At 46.6% G+C, this 19718-nt stretch carries 19 protein-coding genes; 8 read left to right on the forward strand and 11 right to left on the reverse strand.

Features of this window, described 5'->3' with window-relative positions; all coding sequences use genetic code 11:
• Positions 1–14: 14 nt before the first annotated feature.
• The 5 genes from JGK39_RS26580 to JGK39_RS26600 all read right to left on the reverse strand — a co-directional run bounded on the left by JGK39_RS26580 (position 15) and on the right by JGK39_RS26600 (position 4154).
• Entirely contained in the window at positions 15–374 is a 360-nt protein-coding gene (locus tag JGK39_RS26580) for a transcriptional regulator (protein WP_293259695.1), read from the reverse strand.
• Between the two features lie 3 nt (positions 375–377).
• Positions 378–683 (reverse strand): type II toxin-antitoxin system RelE/ParE family toxin, encoded by a 306-nt coding sequence (locus JGK39_RS26585; RefSeq protein WP_293259773.1) that lies wholly within the window; start codon positions 681–683, stop codon positions 378–380.
• A 125-nt stretch (positions 684–808) separates the two neighbouring features.
• On the reverse strand, positions 809–2446 hold the full coding sequence (locus JGK39_RS26590) for a radical SAM protein (protein WP_293259698.1): 1638 nt from the start codon (positions 2444–2446) through the stop codon (positions 809–811).
• A gap of 408 nt (positions 2447–2854) precedes the next feature.
• The gene (lspA, locus tag JGK39_RS26595) at positions 2855–3364 is read right to left on the reverse strand and encodes a signal peptidase II (RefSeq protein ID WP_293259776.1); all 510 of its coding nucleotides are present in this window, start codon (positions 3362–3364) and stop codon (positions 2855–2857) included.
• Between the two features lie 211 nt (positions 3365–3575).
• Complete coding sequence (locus JGK39_RS26600) at positions 3576–4154, reverse strand: biotin transporter BioY (RefSeq protein ID WP_293259701.1); 579 nt, start codon at positions 4152–4154, stop codon at positions 3576–3578.
• A gap of 436 nt (positions 4155–4590) precedes the next feature.
• Here JGK39_RS26600 and pstS point away from each other — a divergent pair, with 436 nt between their 5' ends.
• From pstS to pstB, 4 genes are all read left to right on the forward strand, one after another.
• On the forward strand, positions 4591–5784 hold the full coding sequence (gene pstS / locus JGK39_RS26605) for a phosphate ABC transporter substrate-binding protein PstS (protein WP_293259779.1): 1194 nt from the start codon (positions 4591–4593) through the stop codon (positions 5782–5784).
• A gap of 464 nt (positions 5785–6248) precedes the next feature.
• On the forward strand, positions 6249–7205 hold the full coding sequence (gene pstC / locus JGK39_RS26610) for a phosphate ABC transporter permease subunit PstC (RefSeq protein ID WP_293259704.1): 957 nt from the start codon (positions 6249–6251) through the stop codon (positions 7203–7205).
• A 32-nt stretch (positions 7206–7237) separates the two neighbouring features.
• Complete coding sequence (gene pstA, locus JGK39_RS26615; protein WP_293259707.1) at positions 7238–8131, forward strand: phosphate ABC transporter permease PstA; 894 nt, start codon at positions 7238–7240, stop codon at positions 8129–8131.
• A 307-nt stretch (positions 8132–8438) separates the two neighbouring features.
• Positions 8439–9236, forward strand: coding sequence for a phosphate ABC transporter ATP-binding protein PstB (gene pstB / locus JGK39_RS26620; protein WP_293259710.1), 798 nt, complete (start codon positions 8439–8441; stop codon positions 9234–9236).
• Between the two features lie 254 nt (positions 9237–9490).
• Here the strand turns inward: pstB and JGK39_RS26625 are convergent, their stop codons facing one another.
• Positions 9491–9661 (reverse strand): NblA/ycf18 family protein, encoded by a 171-nt coding sequence (locus tag JGK39_RS26625; RefSeq protein WP_293259713.1) that lies wholly within the window; start codon positions 9659–9661, stop codon positions 9491–9493.
• A 234-nt stretch (positions 9662–9895) separates the two neighbouring features.
• Here JGK39_RS26625 and JGK39_RS26630 point away from each other — a divergent pair, with 234 nt between their 5' ends.
• Together JGK39_RS26630 and JGK39_RS26635 are read left to right on the forward strand one after the other, a co-directional pair.
• The gene (locus JGK39_RS26630; RefSeq protein WP_293259716.1) at positions 9896–10492 is read left to right on the forward strand and encodes a phycobiliprotein lyase; all 597 of its coding nucleotides are present in this window, start codon (positions 9896–9898) and stop codon (positions 10490–10492) included.
• Between the two features lie 261 nt (positions 10493–10753).
• Complete coding sequence (locus JGK39_RS26635; protein WP_293259719.1) at positions 10754–11509, forward strand: phycobilisome rod-core linker polypeptide; 756 nt, start codon at positions 10754–10756, stop codon at positions 11507–11509.
• 483 nt (positions 11510–11992) lie between these two features.
• Here JGK39_RS26635 and JGK39_RS26640 read toward each other — a convergent pair whose 3' ends face one another.
• From JGK39_RS26640 to JGK39_RS26655, 4 genes are all read right to left on the reverse strand, one after another.
• Positions 11993–12958 (reverse strand): RluA family pseudouridine synthase, encoded by a 966-nt coding sequence (locus JGK39_RS26640; protein WP_293259725.1) that lies wholly within the window; start codon positions 12956–12958, stop codon positions 11993–11995.
• 315 nt (positions 12959–13273) lie between these two features.
• Positions 13274–14716, reverse strand: coding sequence for a RecQ family ATP-dependent DNA helicase (locus JGK39_RS26645; RefSeq protein ID WP_293259728.1), 1443 nt, complete (start codon positions 14714–14716; stop codon positions 13274–13276).
• A 38-nt stretch (positions 14717–14754) separates the two neighbouring features.
• The gene (locus JGK39_RS26650) at positions 14755–15120 is read right to left on the reverse strand and encodes a DUF4087 domain-containing protein (protein ID WP_293259731.1); all 366 of its coding nucleotides are present in this window, start codon (positions 15118–15120) and stop codon (positions 14755–14757) included.
• 180 nt (positions 15121–15300) lie between these two features.
• Complete coding sequence (locus JGK39_RS26655; RefSeq protein ID WP_293259734.1) at positions 15301–15684, reverse strand: hypothetical protein; 384 nt, start codon at positions 15682–15684, stop codon at positions 15301–15303.
• Positions 15685–16040: 356 nt separating this feature from the next.
• On the opposite strand from JGK39_RS26655, the gene JGK39_RS26660 reads away from it, so the two are divergent.
• The gene (locus JGK39_RS26660) at positions 16041–16595 is read left to right on the forward strand and encodes a M23 family metallopeptidase (RefSeq protein WP_293259782.1); all 555 of its coding nucleotides are present in this window, start codon (positions 16041–16043) and stop codon (positions 16593–16595) included.
• A 189-nt stretch (positions 16596–16784) separates the two neighbouring features.
• On the opposite strand, the gene ftsH is transcribed toward JGK39_RS26660, so the two are convergent.
• The gene (gene ftsH, locus JGK39_RS26665) at positions 16785–18725 is read right to left on the reverse strand and encodes an ATP-dependent zinc metalloprotease FtsH (protein ID WP_293297924.1); all 1941 of its coding nucleotides are present in this window, start codon (positions 18723–18725) and stop codon (positions 16785–16787) included.
• A 454-nt stretch (positions 18726–19179) separates the two neighbouring features.
• On the opposite strand from ftsH, the gene JGK39_RS26670 reads away from it, so the two are divergent.
• Positions 19180–19692 (forward strand): NAD(P)H-dependent oxidoreductase, encoded by a 513-nt coding sequence (locus JGK39_RS26670; RefSeq protein ID WP_293297927.1) that lies wholly within the window; start codon positions 19180–19182, stop codon positions 19690–19692.
• The last annotated feature ends 26 nt before the right edge of the window (positions 19693–19718 follow it).

Genomic DNA, 19718 nt, shown 5'->3' on the forward strand with positions numbered 1-19718 from the left:
ATATTATAGTTGGACTAGACTGTTAATTGCGATCGCATTTCAGCATTGGCAGTATTATCCTCTGTATCAGTACAAACAGCAACAGTTAGTTTCAATCCCAAAGCATTCAGCCAAGTTCCCAGATTGTAAATCGTATTGCTTCCTTGCTGCGACAGCAATTCCTTCAGTTTTTTCAAGTGCAATTCATATTCTTCTGGAGTCATTTTTGGTTGACCCAAAGCTTCTGCTACATCGCCCAGAGCAAGTCTGATTAATGCTTCGTCAGCTTCTTCGCCTTCATCTAATTCAAAATGAGTTTCGAGATAGATAGCCACATAATTGGGGTCTTTTAGCCGCGCCATCAAAAAATCATGATATGGTAAACTTTTAGGCATTTTTTAACTCCTATAATTTGTCCAGTATTCTATTGCTTGGCGAATGTCTCTGTCTTGAGTGCTTTTATCTCCTCCGCACAGCAGAAGTATAATTGTTGTTCCTACTTCTCCAAAATAGATTCGGAAACCAGGGCCATAGTCTATCCTTAATTCAAAGACTCCTTCTCCAACAGATTTACAATCTCCCAAATTTCCCAAAATCACTCGGTTAAGTCTTTTATTGATAATTGTGGGAATTTTGCGATCTCGGAACGAATCACACCAGTTATCAAACGGCACTTGACCGTCTACGGCAACATAACGCTGAATTTCTCTAGGCTGGACTTCTGGCCTAACTGTATTATAGTACGTCGCTCCTTATTTTATCTTGTTCAGTTAGCTTTTTATCTACTTGCTAGCGAAAATGCGATCGCACTTTCGGATCCCGCTATTTCCTAACTCGTCAACTGCAAATCCTCCATCTTAAAATGACTCATCGCCTCAGCTAAATGCTTCTTCAAAGTCGCTTCTGGTAGCGGCCCTTTCAAATGACTCCAAGGCAAAACCTGATTTAAATCCCACTCTTGGAAAACATAAAAATCCATCTCCGGCAACTCTCCCCGCAACTCCTTAAACGCCCGCCGGTAACTTCCCAAAGTATCGCCGTAATGCCGCACTAATTCCAACAGCTTAGACAACCTGCGATCGCCCTTGGACAGCAAACCCTGAATCACAGACCAGTTATAGCTTTCCGGTCTAAATTCTAAACCCAACTTCCGCAATTCTTTATCTAAAAACTTCAGCCTCTTCTCCGCATCTTTATTCACACCAAACCACTGGAAAGGAGTGTGAGATTTCGGGACAAAAGTGCTGCATCCCAGAGTCAAGCGCAAACCCGGAACCGCTTTTCTAATCGCCTTCATCATCGCCACCGTCTCCTCCAAATCCTCCATCTCTTCCCCGGGAATTCCCGCCATCCCGTAAAGTTTAATTCCCTTTAAACCGCCAGCCTTAGCATTAATAGCAGCTTGGATAATTTCATCGTTAGTGAGTTTTTTGTTGACGATTTTGCGGACTCGTTCGCTGCCGCTTTCCACCGCAATCGTCACAGATTTGCTGTCTCTGTTCGTCAATATCTCTGCCAGTTTAACTGTCACCGTATTCGTGCGTACCGAAGAAAGACTCAGCCGCACGCCGTCGTATTTCGGATGGTTCAAATGCTCCAGTAACGCTTCAAATTCCGGGTGCTGAGTCACAGAAGCACCCAACAAACCCAAACGATTAGTCACAGCTAAACCGCGATCGATCGCCGGAATTAACGAATCCTCCAAACTCGCGGTTCTAAATGGTAAAGTGAGATAACTTGCCAAACAGAAACGGCACATTTCCGGACAACTCCGCACCACTTCCACCATGTAAATATTTTCCCAAGCCGCTTTTTCTGTCACCACAGTGGAAGCAGATAAAGTATTGCCGCGATAAGTCTGTTTTTCCACCATACTCGGAATTGCCGAATCCACAGGATGAATCGATTTAATCCCCGCAGTTGCATCCAAATAAGTTACTTCGTACAAACTGGGAACGTAAACCCCAGGAACTTGGGCTAAATGCCGCAATTTAGTTTGTCTGTCGGCGCTGCGAAGTTCTTGACAAGCATCAATAAAATTGTCAATGAGATGTTCGCCATCTCCCAGCAAAATTACATCAAAAAAATCTGCAAAAGGTTCTGGATTCGCCGTGAAAACCGGGCCGCCACCAAATACTATTGGATGATTGTCAGTTCTTTTTGATGTCCAAATTGGAATTTCTAGAGATTCCAATAAATTGAGAATATTTACATAGTCGAGTTCCCAAGAAAGGGAAAATCCCAGCAATTCAGGATGTCGGGGAAGTGGTTCGCTGATATCAGTAAATAAACGGCTTACTTCAATATCCGATCGCACGGCTAAAGTTGCCCACACTATCTGATAGCCGAGACTGGTGATGCCAACCGTGTACTCGTTGGGAAATGCAAAAATAGTCGGAATAGCATCAGCATCGGGGGTTGCTGGGGCAAATAGCAGGCGTTCTTGGGCAAAAGAATTAGGAGTCACGGGCAAGCAAGTTTAGTTTTATGGCAGAAGGAAGAAGGCAGAATTATTGTAGGGTGCGTCAGGTTTGAATATTTTAACCACAAACTATAGCCGAGTCTCAGAAAGATGAGGTACGATTGACCAAACCGGGCATAGGGCATAGGGCATAGGGCATAGGGCATACCTTACTTTTTTGATAACCGCTATAACAATCCCCCTCTGACGCACCCTAGGATTAGTTAGCTGTTACTATGGCAATCTTAAATGATTTTCATGAGTAGTACCCGTAGGGACTAAGGCCAAGTTATTGTAGGGTGCGTCAGAACTGAATATTTGAACCACAAACTAAGCATCTTGGCCCTGACGCACCCTACGGTTAGTTAGCTAAAATCCCGTACATTGCTCGCTGCTGCATTTCCTGCTTTAAAGTTACTCTGAAATAGAATCGCTATCGTCTCGGTTTCTCGGCGGCGGTGCACCGTGAAAAGTTGCAATCAGCAAACAGATAATCCCAGCATTAATAAACACATCGGCTAGATTAAAAACCGGGAATCTAATTATCCTAAAATCGATAAAATCCACAACGTGGCCCGAAACAAATCGATCGATCCCGTTACCCAGCGCGCCACCCAAAATCAAACCGTAGCCAGCTTGTTCCCAGCGGTTAATTCGCGGCCCGAACCAAGCCAGTACAATCAATCCTACACTCACGCCCAAAGACAGCCAGCGCAACCAACTCGCCCCGCCATTGCTGAACAAACTAAAAGCCGCACCGGTATTAACAACATAAGTGAAGTGAAATATCCCCGGTAACAGCGGCTGAGTCTGCGGAGGAACCGTCAAGTCAAAATTTTGCACCACCCAAAACTTAGTCAAGTGGTCTAAAACTAAACTGATAATAGCAGCAACCCAGAACAAGGGATTTCTTTTAAAACGCATGGATTGGGGAATAGAACATAGGGCATCGGGCATGGGATAATTTACGCAAATTTCGCGTGTCATTGCGAGCAGAAAGCAGTGCAGCAAAGCAATCCCACCCGCAGCGAGATGACTTTCCCGTTGCAGAATGACAGTATAACCCAATTTTGCACAATTCCCTATGCCCTATGCCCTATGCCCTATGCCCTATGCCCTATGCCCAATTCCCCAACTAATAAAACATCAAGCGCCGCAAAGTAAATGACAGAAGTGCGATCGCACAAACCAGCGCCAATTGTCCCGGCAGGGGATAAACTGAATATTTGAGAATCTCATCAAATAAAGATGTTTTTTTACCCGGAATCAGCAAGTAACTAAAAATTAGATAAATTAAGCCGATCGCGTGAACTGTAAATAAACCGCACAAACAGCTAAAAGCCATCGATTCCAGTCGCGAAGCCACCTTAAAAGCCACCCAGCCGCACACCCAAGCACCAGGAACAAAACCCAACAAATACCCAAAACTCGCTTCTTTGATATAGCCGATGCCGCCGCCTTGAGCAAAAACTGGCCACAAAGTCAATCCTAATACCAAATAGGCAATTTGTGAGAGAGCCGCAGCATTTTTGCCACCCATGCAGCCTACTAGCAATACTGCTCCAATTTGATAGGTAACACCTAAAGAGTACGCCTGAAGTCCGCGATCGTCCCAAAACCCGATCGGCATTGTCACAGATGCAGGCAAAAAAGTCCCTCCTATCGTTAGGAGCAAACCAATAACAGCCCAGATTAATTCGATAGGAGCAGGCATTCTAGCAGATGTTGAAGGAAGAAGTCATCAGTCAGTAGTCATCAGTCATTAGTCATTAGTCAAGCGTGAAGTCGCCCGATGAAAGTCGGTCTTCGTCAGATGCAAGCTTGAATGCCCGCAGCTTTTAAGTTCTTTATACTACCACCTTGTCAAAACAACCACCATTGTATGGTTTTCTGGTTCTTAAGCCTGGAGCTTTTGATAATTTAATCGGGAATTTTTCGCGAGGAGGGCGATCGCATCCTAATTTTCCTAGCAATTTATCTTGTGCGTATCTTATAAAATTACACCTGTCAAGCTCATCAAGGAAATTTGATTGATTAATAATATTAATACTAAAATATTATTAAATGTAAAGATTCTTAACCTAACCTTTACTTTGGCGCGATATGCTGGTGCCGGAGACCCGTATAACGATCGCAAATTTTCTATACCTATGCTTTTTCGTCTCAACCTGATTAATCCAAACCGTGTTACCACAGCAATTTCCGCCATGGCGATCGCCCTCAGCTTAGCAGCTTGCGGCGGCGGGGGCACAACCACAGGCAGCAGCCCCAGCCCCGGCGACACCGCAGCATCACCAGGCACATCACCCGCTGCATCCCCCGTGGCAGCAGCAGCCAACACCAAACTCGCCCTCGCCTCAGACGTAGCCATAACCGCAGCAGGCGCATCATTCCCCGCGCCCCTATACCAGCGTTGGTTTCAAGACTTCAACAAAATCAACCCCAAAGTACAAATTAACTATCAATCAGTAGGTAGCGGCGCCGGAGTCGAACAATTCACCAAAGGCACAGTAGACTTTGGTGCCAGCGACACCGGCATGAAAGACGACGAAATCGCCAAAGTTCCAGCAGACAAAGGCGTCATTTTGCTACCAATGACCGCAGGTAGCATCGTCATCGGCTACAACCTGCCAGACGTACCCGAACTCAAACTGCCCAGAGACGTTTACACAGAAATCTTCCAAGGTAAAATTACCAAATGGAACGACCCCAAAATTGCCGCAGCCAATCCAGGCGCTAAATTGCCAGACCAGAATATCACCGTCGTCCACCGTTCCGACGGTAGCGGCACAACAGCCGTCTTCACCAAACACCTCAGCGCCATCAGCCCCGACTGGAAAACAGCAGTAGGCGACGGCAAAACAGTAGAGTGGCCCAAAACTGGTACTTTTATTGGTGCAAAAGGCAACGAAGGCGTCACAGCCCAAATCCTGCAAACCGCAGGCAGCTTCGGCTACATAGAATACGGCTACGCCAAAAACAACAACGTCAAATTTGCATCTTTGCAAAACAAAGCAGGCACATTCGTAGTACCTACCGACGACTCAGCTTCAGCAGCTTTAGCGACAGTGCCACTGCCGGAAGATTTGCGGGCATTCATCGAAGACCCCGAAGGCGCTCAATCCTATCCAATTGTCACCTACACTTGGATGCTCGTCCCCAAAAAAGTTGCTGACCCCAACAAAGCTAAAACCATCGAGGCAATGGTTGAATACGGCTTAAACGAAGGTCAAAAAGTTAGTTCCGAATTGGGCTACGTTCCTCTGCCCCAAAGCGTCAAAGAAAAAGTAGCCGCAGCCGCTGACGGCATCAGCCCCGAATACAAGATTGAGATTGGCAAATAGTCATTAGTCATTAGTCATTAGTCATTAGTCATTAGTCATTAGTCATTAGTCATTAGTCATTAGTCATTAGTCATTAGTCATTAGTCATTAGTCAAGTCATTAGTCATTAGTCATCAGTCATCAGTCATCAGGAAGAAGGAAGAAGGAAAAAAGAGATATCTCTGTAGGGGCAGGTTTTACGAGAAATATTTGTTAAAAAGTCAGGGAATTAATCAACCCGCCCTTCTTTTATATAAAAATCAGTGCATCACTTATCAACTTCCTCTCTTCTCTTCTCTTCCTCCTTGTCGAACAGGCCGAAAAGCCTGTACATTTCCCTAGTTAATTCTCACTTTTTCCACTCAGGTTCACGTAAGGTGTGGTGTGCATTGAACCCTAGATAATTAGATTCAGGTAAGGTGCTGCGTGCATGGAGCCCTACTAAAAAGACTATTATTTCTTAATGTGTTTGGGAATTTGTGTCTATGACTTCAGATAATAACAGCGCTCAATCCGACAGCCGTTCGCGGTCTCCCATAGAAAAGTCCTTAGACCAAGGATTTATCTGGCTGACTCGGATTTTGGGCCTAGGAGTGGGTGTAATTTTGCTGGTAATCGCGCTCACCGTTGCTTACAGGGCTTTACCAGCTATGCAGCAGTACGGTTTGGGCTTTCTGTTTGGCAGTAGCTGGAATCCGGTTAAAGAAGAGTACGGCGCGCTGCCGATGATTTATGGGACGATCGTCAGTTCGGCGATCGCGCTCCTAATTGCTGTACCATTAGGAGTAGGGACTGCCATCTTCCTGAGCGAAGATTTTTTGCCGCTCCCAGTACGCACAGCTTTAGTTTTTTTAGTAGAACTTTTAGCCGCCATTCCCAGCGTAGTCTACGGTTTGTGGGGAATTGCTGTATTGATTCCCATACTTACCAGCATCGGAAAGTTTCTCAACGGTAACTTCGGATGGCTGCCGATTTTTAGCACTCCGCCGGTTGGCCCGGGAATGTTACCCGCCGGAGTAATCTTGGGGATTATGACTTTGCCCATTATTACTGCTATCTCCCGCGACTCTTTAGCCAGTCTCCCGCCCGAATTGCGACAAGCATCTCTAGGTTTGGGAGCAACTCGCTGGACAACAATATTTAGAGTCCTCGTACCGGCCGCTTTTTCCGGGATTGTCGGCGGAATTATGCTCGGCCTGGGCCGCGCGATGGGAGAAACAATGGCAGCCACCCTGTTAATTGGCAATTCCAATCAGTTAAGTGCTTCTGTGCTAGCTCCTGCAAATACGATTGCTTCTTTGATGGCAAATCAATTTGCCGAAGCTTCGGGATTGCAAGTGTCTGCTCTGATGTACACTGGACTAATTCTGTTTATCATGACGCTGATTGTTAATGTTTTGGCAGAGTGGATTGTTTCTCAAGTAAGAGCCAAGTACAACTAGAAGTTTGCCGCAATTTCCTAATAGCTTTATTTATGTCAAATCCCGTCTCTGACGAGAATTCTTTAGAACAAAAAGTAGGCAGTTTAAAGAAGGTCAAAAATAGCCCGAGAGCTCTGTTAAATCTGGCGATGACCGCCCTAGCTGGAACTTGTATGGCTATCACTCTACTGCCTTTGTTTGCAGTGATTTCCTACGTAACCATACAGGGTTTTAACCGCCTAAATTTAGACTTATTTACCAAGTTGCCACCCCCGCCCGGACTGTCGGGAGGCGGTATCGCCAATGCAATTATCGGTACTTTAATGACCGTAGGAATTGCTGCTTTAATAGCAGTTCCTTTTGGTGTATTGGCAGCCGTTTATTTGTCGGAATTCAGCAGTGGCGAAGTCGCTCGCTGGGTGCGCTTTGCAACTAATGTCCTCAGCGGAGTTCCTTCGATTATTGCAGGTGTATTTGCCTACGGTTTGTTCGTGGTAAATATGGGAGGTTTTTCGGCAGTTGCAGGAGGCGCAGCCCTGGCTGTGCTGATGTTACCGACGATTGTGCGGACTACTGACGAAGCTCTACAAATCGTCCCGCAGGATATTAGATGGGCGTCGGTTGGTGTGGGTGCTTCTAATTATCAAACGGTGTTGCAGGTGGTTTTACCTGCGGCCATTCCGGCTATTTTAACTGGTGTGACGCTGGCGGTTGCTCGCGCTGCTGGTGAAACTGCTCCTTTGATTTTCACGGCGCTGAATTCGCCTTTTTGGCCGGCTGGATTTGATAAGCCAACTCCGTCACTTTCGGTTTTGGTATACAACTTTGCAACGGTTCCTTTTAAGGCACAAAAAGAATTGGCTTGGGCTGCTTCTTTGATTTTGGTGTTGATGGTTTTGCTGACGAGTATTCTTTCTCGTTGGGCTACTCGCCAAAAAGTTTATTAGTGAGTTGACAGTTGGCAGAGGGAAGAAGGAAATTAGTTAGTTAGTGATTAGTTATTGGTTCAGTCCAGGAAGCACAGGCAATATCTGTAGGGTGCGCACTGCCCACCTTACTCCCACTGGAAGCACAGGCACTATCTGTAGTGCACTGCGCACCTTACTCCCACGGATAGCGTAAAAATTGATCCATTGGATAAGTCCTATGGTTATTAGTTATTTGTTAGTCGCTGGGTAAGGCCAATAACCAATAACCAATAACCAATAACCAAGAACATTTTCATTTGTAAAATTCGATTGGAGTATTCAGTGTATGATGAAGTTGACAAATAAGACTGAAACTGTTTTACGGACTGAGAATATCAATATTTTTTACGGTGCTTTTCATGCGGTAAAAAATGTTTGTATGGAGATTCCTAAAAATCAGATTACTGCTTTAATCGGGCCGTCGGGCTGCGGCAAAAGTACGATTCTGCGATGTTTTAACCGCCTCAACGATTTAGTGAACGGTTTTCGTTTAGATGGGCGAATTGATTATTACGGTCAAAATCTTTACGATCCTGATATTGATGCTGTGGAGGTGCGCCGCAAGATTGGGATGGTGTTTCAAAAGCCGAATCCTTTCCCGAAGTCGATTTATGACAATATTGCTTACGGTGCGAGGGTGAATAATTATCAGGGAGATATGGATGAGCTGGTGGAAAAGTCGCTCAAACAAGCGTATCTTTGGGATGAGGTGAAGGATAAGCTGAAGCAAAGCGGTTTTTCGCTGTCGGGTGGCCAGCAGCAGCGTTTGTGTATTGCTCGGGCGATCGCGATTAATCCTGATGTAGTGTTAATGGATGAACCTTGCGCTTCTCTCGATCCGATTTCGACGATTAAGATTGAGGAGTTGATGCGGGAACTCAAGGAAAAGTATACGATCGTGATTGTGACTCACAATATGCAGCAGGCTACTCGGGTTTCTGACTTGACTGCTTTTTTCAATGCTAAAGTTTCTGACGATGGAAAGCGGTTTGGTTATCTTGTCGAGTGCGACAGAACTGAGGTGATTTTCCAAAATCCGAAGGAAGAGTCTACTATGGATTATGTCAGCGGTCGTTTTGGTTGATTTGCAGGAGTCTGCGACAGGTTCAAACAATCGCCCTACACGAACGACGACAATCAAATTGGTTCGTAGTGAGGACTTTAGTCCTCATCCGTCACAGGACTAAAGTCCTTACTACGAACCAATGCGGACATAATATAACTGAAGAATCCCGGTTTCTTGGAGAAGCCGGGATTCTGGGTTTTTATGTTTAAAAGCTCGATCGTACTTTTTGCAGATACAAGCCGCTGATTTTGTTGAAGAAGTTCTCAAAAAGCTCACATCTTCTTCATCCAGTGCTTTAATAGGTTTTCTTTGACCATGTTTTGTCGCATGACTTCTAGCAGGTATTCCTGAGCTTGGTCTTGGCTCAAGCTCTTGACTTGTTCGCGCAGCACTTGCAATTTAAACTGCTGTTCCATGCTGAGGCTGGTTGCAGGCATATCCATAAAATCGCTCCTCCAGTTGGTTACGTGAGATCGATGCGAGATAGATCGGAATGACGTTTTGCAGACTTTGTTGTGTTCCCTATATTGTAAACTATCATAACATCTGCTTGACAATATGTCCAAAGTAGACATTTTTAAACTAATTTGTGTCGCAAAAGTACATCTAAGTGGGGGGAGCTTTATCATAAAACAGGGGTAACAACCGGGAAGCGTAAGCCAAAGGAGCTAGTTTGTATGGATGCAATGGAGTTTTTTGTGAGCAGTGCTGGGGAATGGCGATCGCAGCGCAGCACTCACCACCTGGCTTTTCGCCAAGCGGAGATTGGGGATTCAAATATTCAGGTAACGGCGCTGGGTGCGAATGACGCGCGAGTGGCTGAAATTTGCCAGATGCACGAGGTAGATCCGAGTCGGGCTGCTGGGGGAGCGTTTGTGACTTGGAACGGCACTATGGCGTGGGATAAGGATGATGAGAATCATAAGGGGTCTACGGTGTTCGCGATCGTCCCGGATCCTGAAAATCCGCGGCAGGGTTTGATGTTGCGGGAACGCGGCTATGCGGAAATTGCGCCGGTGGCTGGCCGTTTTGAGATGGATGATGAGGATGCGCTGCTGCTGATTACCGAATATGAGACGATGAGTTCGATCGAGCGTTTTTGGTTTGCGACTCCGAACGTGCGGATGCGGACAAGTGCGGTAAAGCGCTTTGGCGGTTTCAGCACATCGACTTTTTGTACGGAAGTTCGAGTGGAACCAGACTCGGATGCAGCGGCTGAATCAGCCGAGAAGGAACCGGTTGCTAGCGAGTTTTACTCAGCTCTGGGCTGGTAATTTAGTCATTAGTCATTAGTCATTGGTCATTACTTTGCGTTTCGAGACTCAGCCGACTGCTGACTGGTGACTAATGACTACTGACTGCTGACTAATGACTTCCCCAAAGTCAACAAATGTTACAGATTGTTGCAAAAATTCAGGAAAATCGGATTTAGATTGCGAGAATCCCCTAATCTGTATGTTGGTTAGTTGTATCCGTTATGCTGGCAGCTCGCGGTGTCAACTATTTCTGAAATTTGAGATAACGGAGATTTTAACGTGGCGCTTCCTTTATTAAGCTACGCCCCCAAGAGTCAAAACCAGCGCGTTGCTGGTTATGAAGTAGGGGGCGACGAGCAGCCCAGAGTTTTCACAACTGAAAATGTGCTCTCGTCCGGGGACATGGAAAATTTGATTTGGGCTGGATATCGCCAGATTTACAGCGAACACCAAATCCTCAAGAGCAACCGCCAAAAGTCTTTGGAGTCGCAACTCAAGTTCGGCCAAATTACTGTGCGGGATTTCATTCGCGGTTTGGCGACTTCGGCCCCTTTCTTGGAGCGGAATTACCAAACTAACAGCAACTACCGGTTTGTGGAAATGTGCGTGCAGCGCGTTTTGGGCCGGGATGTTTACAGCGATCGCGAAAAGATTGCTTGGTCGATCGTCGTCGCCACTAAGGGGCCTCAAGGCTTTATTGACGAGTTGGTCAATAGCGATGAGTACCTGGATAAGTTCGGCTACGATACAATTCCTTATCAACAGCGCCGAATTTTGCCTCAGCGCGTTGGAGGGGAAACTCCTTTCAACCTGAAAACGCCTCGCTACAACGAGTACCACCGCTCGCAGCTTGGCTTCCCGCAAATCATTTGGCAGTCAACTGTTCGCCGTTTTGTTCCTCAAGAGCAGCAAGCGAAGGCTGGCGATCCGTCCAACTATTTGGGTATGGCGCGCAATATGCCTATACCTGCTACCCCGCCGCAGCGCGTGGCTCTGGCTAATATCAATATCGCCACGATGGTTCCTCGCCGCTAATTGATGCTGCTTGGTGCTATTGTTTGTGTCGGGCGATCGACTGAATCGATCGGCTTTTAGGCTGAGAGAGTTTTGAGTCTTGAGTTTTGAGGTTTGAGTTTTTTATTAAACTCGGAATCCAAAACTCAGGACTCATAATTTTTTGGGAAGAAGGAAGAAGGAAGAAGGAACAAGGAACAAGGAAGAAGGAACAAGGAAGAAGGAAGAAGGAACAAGGAAGAAGGAACAAGGAAGAAGATATTGAGCTGACTTATTGCATAAATTTTGGATTGATAGGTCAACCGCAGATTAAGGCAGATCGACGCACATCGACGCAGATGCACTTTAAGATAATTTGTAGATAAACACAGATAAATGCAGATGATTTTAAGATAGTTTCCGAATCAAGGCCGATTGGTTCGTAGTGAGGACTTTAGTCCTCAGAAAGAAGGACTAAAGTCCTCACTACGAACCTTTAATGCGGGTAATTGACAGGACATAATATCAAATATGAGATCGCAGGCGCAATATTTTTAGTAGGGTGTTGAATTGATCGGGTAAAGGTGCGATCGCCTCAATCAACTCTCCGGTTAACGGATGCTGCAATTGCAGGCGCCATGCGTGGAGGGCTTGTCCGGTTAAATTTACGCCGATGGAACGGTTGGAACTGTACATCGGGTCGCCGACTATGGGATGTTTGATTTCGGCTGTGTGGACGCGAATTTGATGGGTGCGGCCGGTTTCTAATTGATAGTGCATTAAGCAATAGTTGCCGATTCTTTCTTTGATTGTCCAGTGAGTAACGGAGGGGCGACCGCCTTTTTCTTCTGGTACTACTGCCATTTTTTTGCGGTCTGTGGGATGCCGGCCGATGGGTAGGTCTATTGTACCTGTTTCGGCGTTAGGAACTCCGTAAACTATTCCTAAATATTCGCGGCGGGCGGTTTTGGTTTTGAGTTGGGCTTGCAGGTTTTGGTGGGCAATGTCGGTTTTGGCGATCGCGATCGCACCTGTTGTATCTTTGTCTAATCTGTGGACGATTCCGGGCCGTTGAACTCCGCCGATTTCTGCGAGGGGACAGTGGGCTAACAGGGCGTTGACTAAGGTACCGTCTAAATGTCCGGCGGCTGGATGGACGACTAATCCGGCTGGTTTGTTGATGATTATTAGGCTGTCGTCTTCGTAGAGAATATCGAGGGGAATTGCTTGGGGTTCTAATTTTGTGGGCTGGGCTTCGGGTAAAGTGATGTGGATGCGATCGCCCGTTTTGACTGATATTTTTTTCGAGGTGCAGGTTTCGTCGTTGACTTTGACGTTACCTTGTGATATGAGGTTTTGGATTCGCGATCTCGATAAGTCTGGTATCTGGTTTGACAGCCAAATATCTAATCGCTGAGTGACATTAGTTTGGTTAAATTCATCCGTATTTTCTACTGTATATATCTGTGCCGCAGTCTCTGTTTCTATCATTTAATTTTTACTGTTTTTTGCTAATTTTATAAAGCTGGAATTACGAAAAGAGAAGACGGCGGTTGAAACCGCAGCGACAAAAACAAAACCCGGATGGTGCGCGGGTTGAAGACAAAGGCAATTAAGATTACGTTATCCTCTCTTAGTCCGCGCACCATCCGGACATCGTTTGTATAGCAGCGGTTTCAACCGCCGTCCGCTCTTTTATCCTAAATCCTCTTCAGTCCGCGCACCATCCGGACATCGTTTGTATAGCAGCGGTTTCAACCGCCGTCTCATCTTTTATCATAACATCTTTAAGTAAAATTGTCAATTCTATCGACAATTATCGCAGTGACCGCACCGCATAGATTTAGCCTCATTTGCAAACCCAAAAGCTTGCAGCAAAAATTGCCACCTGCACTCCCGATGTTTGAGATATTTTGCCATTTCCTCAGCGGCGGTAAAATTTGCTTTTTCGGCTTTTTGCTGTGCAGATTTATTCATAACATAATTGAAAGGATCTAGCCATGTCAATTGTCCGCTGCTGTGTAAGATTGAAAGGGCGATCGCACTTTCTGGAAATTCCCGCGCCACAGCATCTGCATCGCCTTTAGCCGGGAGTTGTTTCGCCAACTGCTGCGCTTCTCGAAATTGCGATCGCAATTTGTCTTGAAAAAATTGTGCTCTTTGTTTGTCATCGGGATAAAGCAAACCCGTCGGTTCGCTAATCAACGTCAGGGCGATCGCAGATTTACCATCGCGCCCGCCTCTCCCAATTTCCTGAATGTATTCCGATAATAGCAAAGGTGCTTGAAAGTGAACAACCCACCGCACATCCGGCTTGTTAATTCCCATACCAAACGCTGAGCTACAAACAACAAATTTAAGCTCGTTGTTCAGCCAAGCTGTTTCTATTTTTCGCCGCGATTCAGAACTCAAACCTGCATGATAGGCTGCGGTTTTATAACCCGCATCTTCCAGCAAATTAGCCAAGTTTTCGCTATCTTTTCTCGTGCGGACGTAGACTAAACCTGCTTCTTTTGGTCGAGCTTTGATAAAATTTAATAACTGTTGTCTTCGTCCTCTGGGTGTCCAGACAGTTTGTACTTGCAGGTGCAGGTTAGAACGGTAGGGACTCAGCAAAAATGCTTCCGGCTTGTGCAGTTGCAAGACTTTTTTGATTGTTTTTTGTGCTTCGGGGTTGGCGGTGGCGGTGAAAGCTGCGATCGCAATTTTACTACCTTCCGGCTTAGATTTCAATAAAGCCGATCGCACTGTTCCCAAACGGCGGTAAACTGGGCGAAAAGTATCGCCCCACTGCACTAAACAGTGAGCTTCATCTAATATTAAACCGTTGATTTGGATGTGGGGCTGACTGATAATTTCCCAAACAGGTTTGCTGAGCAATGTTTCGGGAGACAGGTACAGCAATCTCAACTTTTTTTGTTGCAGCGATTGCAGAGTTTGGCGGCGTTGCTGTGTTGGCAATTGACTGTGGAGGAGGGCAGCAGGTAAATTGCGATCGCGCAATTCTTGGACTTGATTTTCCATCAGTGCGACTAAGGGCGAAACTACCAAAGTTAAACCTGTTTGTAACAAAGCTGGCAGTTGAAAGCAGATTGATTTGCCACCACCAGTTGGCATAATTATAATTGTATCTTTCCCGGCTAACAAACTGCTGACGATTTCTGCTTGTGGCGGCCGAAAGTCGTCGTATCCCCAGATTTGTTTGAAGGCAGCGCGGGCTTGATTTAATAATGTTGGTTCGTATTTCATTTGACTGAATTAAAAAACAATGTCTAGTTTTGCCACAACTAACGAATTTTTGGTAAATTCGGATCTTGGCGACAAGTCGAGAGTGGTAATTGTTCGCCACCTTGTATCGTGGTAATTCTGATTCGATTTCTATCTGTTACCACATCCAAACAAGCACAACCATATCCATAATTGACATTAGTTTTGACATATTCATCGTCGTTAAAAGGAGGAATATTATCCATTCCTCCGGCTTGATATCCCCCTTGCGCCGAGATAATCCACTGAGCATATTTGTCTTTGAGATACCAATTAGCAGGCGTGGGATTAATCAACCATCCGCACCTGGTTTCAGCCGCTTTCGCAGGAATAACAACGATTGAAAAAGATGAGATAATTGCAGGTATTAACCACTTTATTTTCATAGCTTTACATCCTAATTTTTAAGTAACAATCATAGCAACGATCGTACAGAACTTGCGAACTTCGACCAAGAAACCGGATTTTTATCGAATCTGCGGGTGACAATCAAAATATTGTCGAAAAAACCCGGTTTCTAAACACCCGCGCGCAAGTCCTACCCAAAATCTCAAACCTAAAATCGCCTAAGACTCCTCGCCGTCTCGGCGCCCGAGCTCGTACACGCCGCCGCCAATACAGGCGATCGTCCCCATAGACACGGCCCAACTGGTACCCAACGACAATTCGACGCCCCAATTGCACAATCCTCCCACAATCAAAAAGGGCAGAATGCTCAACAGGGAAGCGTAAAAGGCATTTTGAGCTTCTCGGGCTTGGCGGGTTCTCTCAAACTCGGCTTCTGAGGTGTACAGGGATCTTTCGGCAAAATTCATCCAGCGGTTGAGTTGCAGGATTACCCATTCTGTGATGGGTGACAGGCCCCAATACAGGGCCAAAGACCATAATGATGTACCGGCGATCGCAGTTGCGTCTATGGCAAAACTAAAAGGAAAAATTTCAGTAAGCATTGCTTGATGTGTGTTATGAATTTGAGATTTCAGACGACATCCAAAATCCCCGAACTACTATAGTGTCAAGCAAAAGCTCGATCGAATTCAAGCGCAGCACAAATTCGGCTGCGAAATTTTGCTTCGCCCCGTCTCGGGCATTCACCCGGAAGTCTTGACACGGGTTTTGGATGGAGTAAGATACACGTTGATCGACTGATTCGCCAAGCGAGTAGAACTCACACGCAAATCTTCTTGCAGCGAATTGGCAGTAGACAACGCATACTTGCACACATATTTAACTTTGAGCCGTGAAAAAAATCCTGCAAGACTCTAGAGGCCCGCTGACGATAAAACGCTTTTTTCGTCTCAGACAGATGCTGCTATTGGCACTTTCGATCGGCATTGTTTTGATCGGCCCTTATTTGCAGCAGCAGTTAGTAACAGCTCAGTCTGGCTTACCCAGCAAAGTAGCGACGGGCAATATATGGCAGGAAGCCTCTTTCCCGGTGGAGAGTTTTGAAGCGTATACTTCCCCCTTCGGCCCCCGCGGCGGCGATTTTCATTACGGTTTGGACATGGCGGCCCCCGAAGGTAGCTACATCCGTAATTGGTGGGGGGGTCAAGTTGCGGAAGTTTGGGAAGATGGCAGGTGCGGTACTGGTATGATCGTGCGATCGGGAAATTGGGAACACATCTACTGTCACCTCAAAGGTAGAGTGCAAACTGCTAACGGCGGGCGTTATTATATCGATCGCGAAGGCGGCCTGCAAGTTTGGCAGGGTCAAACTGTGCCGGCGGGTGCGAGAATTGCCAGAGTGGGGATGACAGGGCGCACGAGTGGGCCTCACCTGCATTGGGGATTGAAGTACGGCGGGCGCTGGGTAGATCCGGCTTTGGTACTTCGCGAAATGTATTCCAATCAATCTTAATTAGTCATTAGTCATTAGTCATTAGTCATTGGTCATTGGTCATTGGTCATTAGTAGGAAGAGGGAAGAAGAAGTAGTACGCAATGCCCACCGAACCCTTACCAATTAACAATTGGCAATTACCAATTATCAATTATCAATTACCAATGAATGCTGACTGCTGACTAATGACTTCTGACTAATGACTAATTCACGTTGGGGCCAACTCTTTTTTTGTCAACTCGGCATATCGATCGACAATCCGGCGGAATTCCTCACCGTCGATCGTTTCTTCATCCAACAGCGCTTCGACCAGTTTGTCTACCAAAGCGCGGTTTTCGCGGATAATTCGGCGGGCTTCTTCGTAGCAGTGAATAGCGATTTCTCGGACTTGCCGATCGATCTTCATCGCCATTGCTTCAGAATAATCCGATCGCGAATTCCAGTCTCGGCCCAAAAACACCTCATTGTTCGGACTTTCCAAAGCCACAGGCCCCAAATCCGACATTCCGTAAAGCGTTACCATCTGCCTCGCTAGCTTGCTGACTTCTGTGATATCGCTGCTGGCGCCCAGAGTTACTTCCGCATCGCCGTAAACTTCCGCCTCCGCAGCCCGTCCCCCCAAAGCTACCGTAATCCGGCTTAACAGCCACCCCCGACTCCTCAAACCTTCGCTGTCAAGCATTTCTTCGTCGAGCACGTAATTGGCAAACCCTGCGATGCCCCCGGAACGGGGAATGATCGTTACTTTTTCTAGGGTGTCGGTATTTTTGAGCATCGTTGAGACGAGGGCGTGTCCGATTTCGTGGTATGCTACAAGCCACTTTTTCTTACTGTCGAGCAGCGGATTCAGAGTCAGCCCGATCGTAATTCGGTCGATCGCATCATTAACTTCCAAAGTACCAATCGTGTCTTTGCGCCGCCTCGCTGTCAGAATAGCTGCTTCATTGAGCAAGTTTGCCAAGTCAGCGCCGGAAAAGCCTGGAGTGCGGCGGGCGATCGTATCTAGGGCAACTTCCTCGTCGAGTTTTTTGTTGCGCGCGTGCACTTCCAAAATCCCCAAACGCCCTTTGTAGCTGGGCAAATCTACCGTTACTTGGCGATCGAACCTACCGGGCCGCAGCAGAGCAGTATCGAGCACGTCAGGGCGGTTAGTAGCTGCGATCACAATCACGCCGCTGTTACCCTCAAAGCCGTCCATCTCTGTCAGCAACTGATTGAGAGTTTGTTCGCGCTCGTCATTTCCGCCGCCAATACCAGCACCGCGCTGCCTTCCTACGGCGTCTATTTCATCGATGAAGACGATGCAGGGCGCATTGTCTTTCGCTTTCTTGAACAAGTCGCGGACGCGGGAGGCGCCGACTCCGACGAACATTTCGACAAATTCTGAACCGGAGATGCTGAAGAAGGGGACGGCTGCTTCCCCTGCGATCGCTTTTGCCAACATGGTTTTACCTGTTCCCGGAGGCCCGATTAACAGAACTCCTCTGGGAATTTTGGCGCCGATGGCGTTGAAGCGTTCGGGTTTTTTGAGGAAAGTTACAACTTCTTGCAGTTCTTCTTTAGCTTCTTCGATACCTGCTACATCGTCGAACATCACGCCGGTTTTGGCTTCCATTTGGAAACGGGCTCGGGATTTGCCGAAGTTCATGGCATTTCCTTGCGATTGGGTCGATCGGCGCAGGATAGCCATCAACACTGCCAACACTGCAAAAATTACCAGCAAGTTTACGACTAAACTAACTGCGGCGGCGTTGTCGGCTGTTTGTTTGACTTCAAAGTCAATCTTTTTGGCGCGGATTTGCGAGTAGAGTTCTCGGTTGTTGTAGTCGAAGAGAGTAACAATTTGCGCCTGATCGTTTTTTTGATCTTTTAGCCTAACTTTGGCAGTTCTTTGAATTTCGTCTATTTCGACTTTAGTGACTTGTCCTTTTTCTATGTTGTCGATCAGTTGGCTGTAACTCATCGTGTTGTTTGGCGCGCTGTCGGCAAAAACCGGGGTAGAGAGCAATATTCCTTGAGAAATCACCAAACTACCCAGAATGCGCCACAGATTTCGTCCTGGAATTGATTTTTTAGGATTCTGCTGGCTCGATTTGTCTTTTTTTACAGCTAGATGCCCCAGCCATGCGTGTTTCCAAGAATTTTTCATATATATTGCTGTGCCCGAGGTTGAAGACTGCTAAGATTGACCGCTTGTGGTTTGCTACGTTCGTTTATTTTAACAAGATGCCGGGTGTTCAATGGGTTTATCTCTCGCCTGTATTTCCAGGGGCCGCTCAAGATGCTGGATTTTGAACCCACTGCGGCTCAGAAACCGGGTTTTTTCCCTTATCTGAGGCTTTCACCAAGAATTTTGGCAAAAACCCGGTTTCTCGGCCCCTCCACTGAACTTACGCACGGAGACTCAGAAACCGGGTTTTTTACCTGATCTGAGGCTTTTACCAAGGATTTTGGCAAAAACCCGGTTTCTCGGCCACGTCCGTAAATCTCAAATCTCAAATCCAAAACCGAAAATCGATTGACATTTGCCGATCGCACTTGTTACATTAATCATAGTCGTACTGAGTACGCTTTAATCAAGTAGTTATTGTTTTTCAAGTCCTATGGTAAAGATTGTCGGCATTGGTGGAAGTTTGCGGCCTGGCTCCTACAGCCAGTTAGCGCTGAAGATAGCAGCAGGACGGGCCCAGGCCCTGGGCGCGGAAGTTGAAATATTAGATTTGCGATCGCTCAATCTGCCCTTCTGCGACGGAGAGAATGATTATCACGATTACCCGGACGTGGAAAAGCTGCGGAATGGGGTGAAGCAAGCCGACGGTTTAATTTTGGCAACGCCGGAGTATCACGGTAGCGTTAGCGGTGCTCTCAAGAATGCCCTGGATTTGATGAGTTTCGAGCATTTGGACGGGAAAGTTGCGGGTGCAATCAGCGTGTTGGGAGGACAAGTCAACAGCAACGCCCTTAACGATTTGCGAACCATTCTGAGATGGGTACACGCTTGGGTAATTCCCGAACAAATTGCGATCGGACAAGCTTGGAAAGCTGGTAGTGCCCTGAAGGAAAGGATCGAGAGAATAAAACTCACGTCAAAGAAAAGTAGGCATTTAGAGTTGTAAATTAGCATTGTAATGATGCACAAACC

Origin of the sequence: Microcoleus sp. PH2017_12_PCY_D_A (assembly GCF_020738565.1) — a bacterium.
In the GTDB taxonomy this organism is placed as follows: domain Bacteria; phylum Cyanobacteriota; class Cyanobacteriia; order Cyanobacteriales; family Microcoleaceae; genus Microcoleus.

What these genes read in the sequence shown, in the direction of transcription:
- JGK39_RS26580 (WP_293259695.1), bottom strand. Translation starts at nt 374, where the DNA reads ATGCCTAAAAGTTTACCATATCATGATTTTTTGATGGCGCGGCTAAAA.
- lspA (WP_293259776.1), bottom strand. Translation starts at nt 3,364, where the DNA reads ATGCGTTTTAAAAGAAATCCCTTGTTCTGGGTTGCTGCTATTATCAGT.
- JGK39_RS26600 (WP_293259701.1), bottom strand. Translation starts at nt 4,154, where the DNA reads ATGCCTGCTCCTATCGAATTAATCTGGGCTGTTATTGGTTTGCTCCTA.
- pstS (WP_293259779.1), top strand. Translation starts at nt 4,591, where the DNA reads ATGCTTTTTCGTCTCAACCTGATTAATCCAAACCGTGTTACCACAGCA.
- pstC (WP_293259704.1), top strand. Translation starts at nt 6,249, where the DNA reads ATGACTTCAGATAATAACAGCGCTCAATCCGACAGCCGTTCGCGGTCT.
- pstA (WP_293259707.1), top strand. Translation starts at nt 7,238, where the DNA reads ATGTCAAATCCCGTCTCTGACGAGAATTCTTTAGAACAAAAAGTAGGC.
- pstB (WP_293259710.1), top strand. Translation starts at nt 8,439, where the DNA reads ATGATGAAGTTGACAAATAAGACTGAAACTGTTTTACGGACTGAGAAT.
- JGK39_RS26625 (WP_293259713.1), bottom strand. Translation starts at nt 9,661, where the DNA reads ATGGATATGCCTGCAACCAGCCTCAGCATGGAACAGCAGTTTAAATTG.
- JGK39_RS26630 (WP_293259716.1), top strand. Translation starts at nt 9,896, where the DNA reads ATGGATGCAATGGAGTTTTTTGTGAGCAGTGCTGGGGAATGGCGATCG.
- JGK39_RS26640 (WP_293259725.1), bottom strand. Translation starts at nt 12,958, where the DNA reads ATGATAGAAACAGAGACTGCGGCACAGATATATACAGTAGAAAATACG.
- JGK39_RS26645 (WP_293259728.1), bottom strand. Translation starts at nt 14,716, where the DNA reads ATGAAATACGAACCAACATTATTAAATCAAGCCCGCGCTGCCTTCAAA.
- JGK39_RS26650 (WP_293259731.1), bottom strand. Translation starts at nt 15,120, where the DNA reads ATGAAAATAAAGTGGTTAATACCTGCAATTATCTCATCTTTTTCAATC.
- JGK39_RS26655 (WP_293259734.1), bottom strand. Translation starts at nt 15,684, where the DNA reads ATGCTTACTGAAATTTTTCCTTTTAGTTTTGCCATAGACGCAACTGCG.
- JGK39_RS26660 (WP_293259782.1), top strand. Translation starts at nt 16,041, where the DNA reads ATGCTGCTATTGGCACTTTCGATCGGCATTGTTTTGATCGGCCCTTAT.
- ftsH (WP_293297924.1), bottom strand. Translation starts at nt 18,725, where the DNA reads ATGAAAAATTCTTGGAAACACGCATGGCTGGGGCATCTAGCTGTAAAA.
- JGK39_RS26670 (WP_293297927.1), top strand. Translation starts at nt 19,180, where the DNA reads ATGGTAAAGATTGTCGGCATTGGTGGAAGTTTGCGGCCTGGCTCCTAC.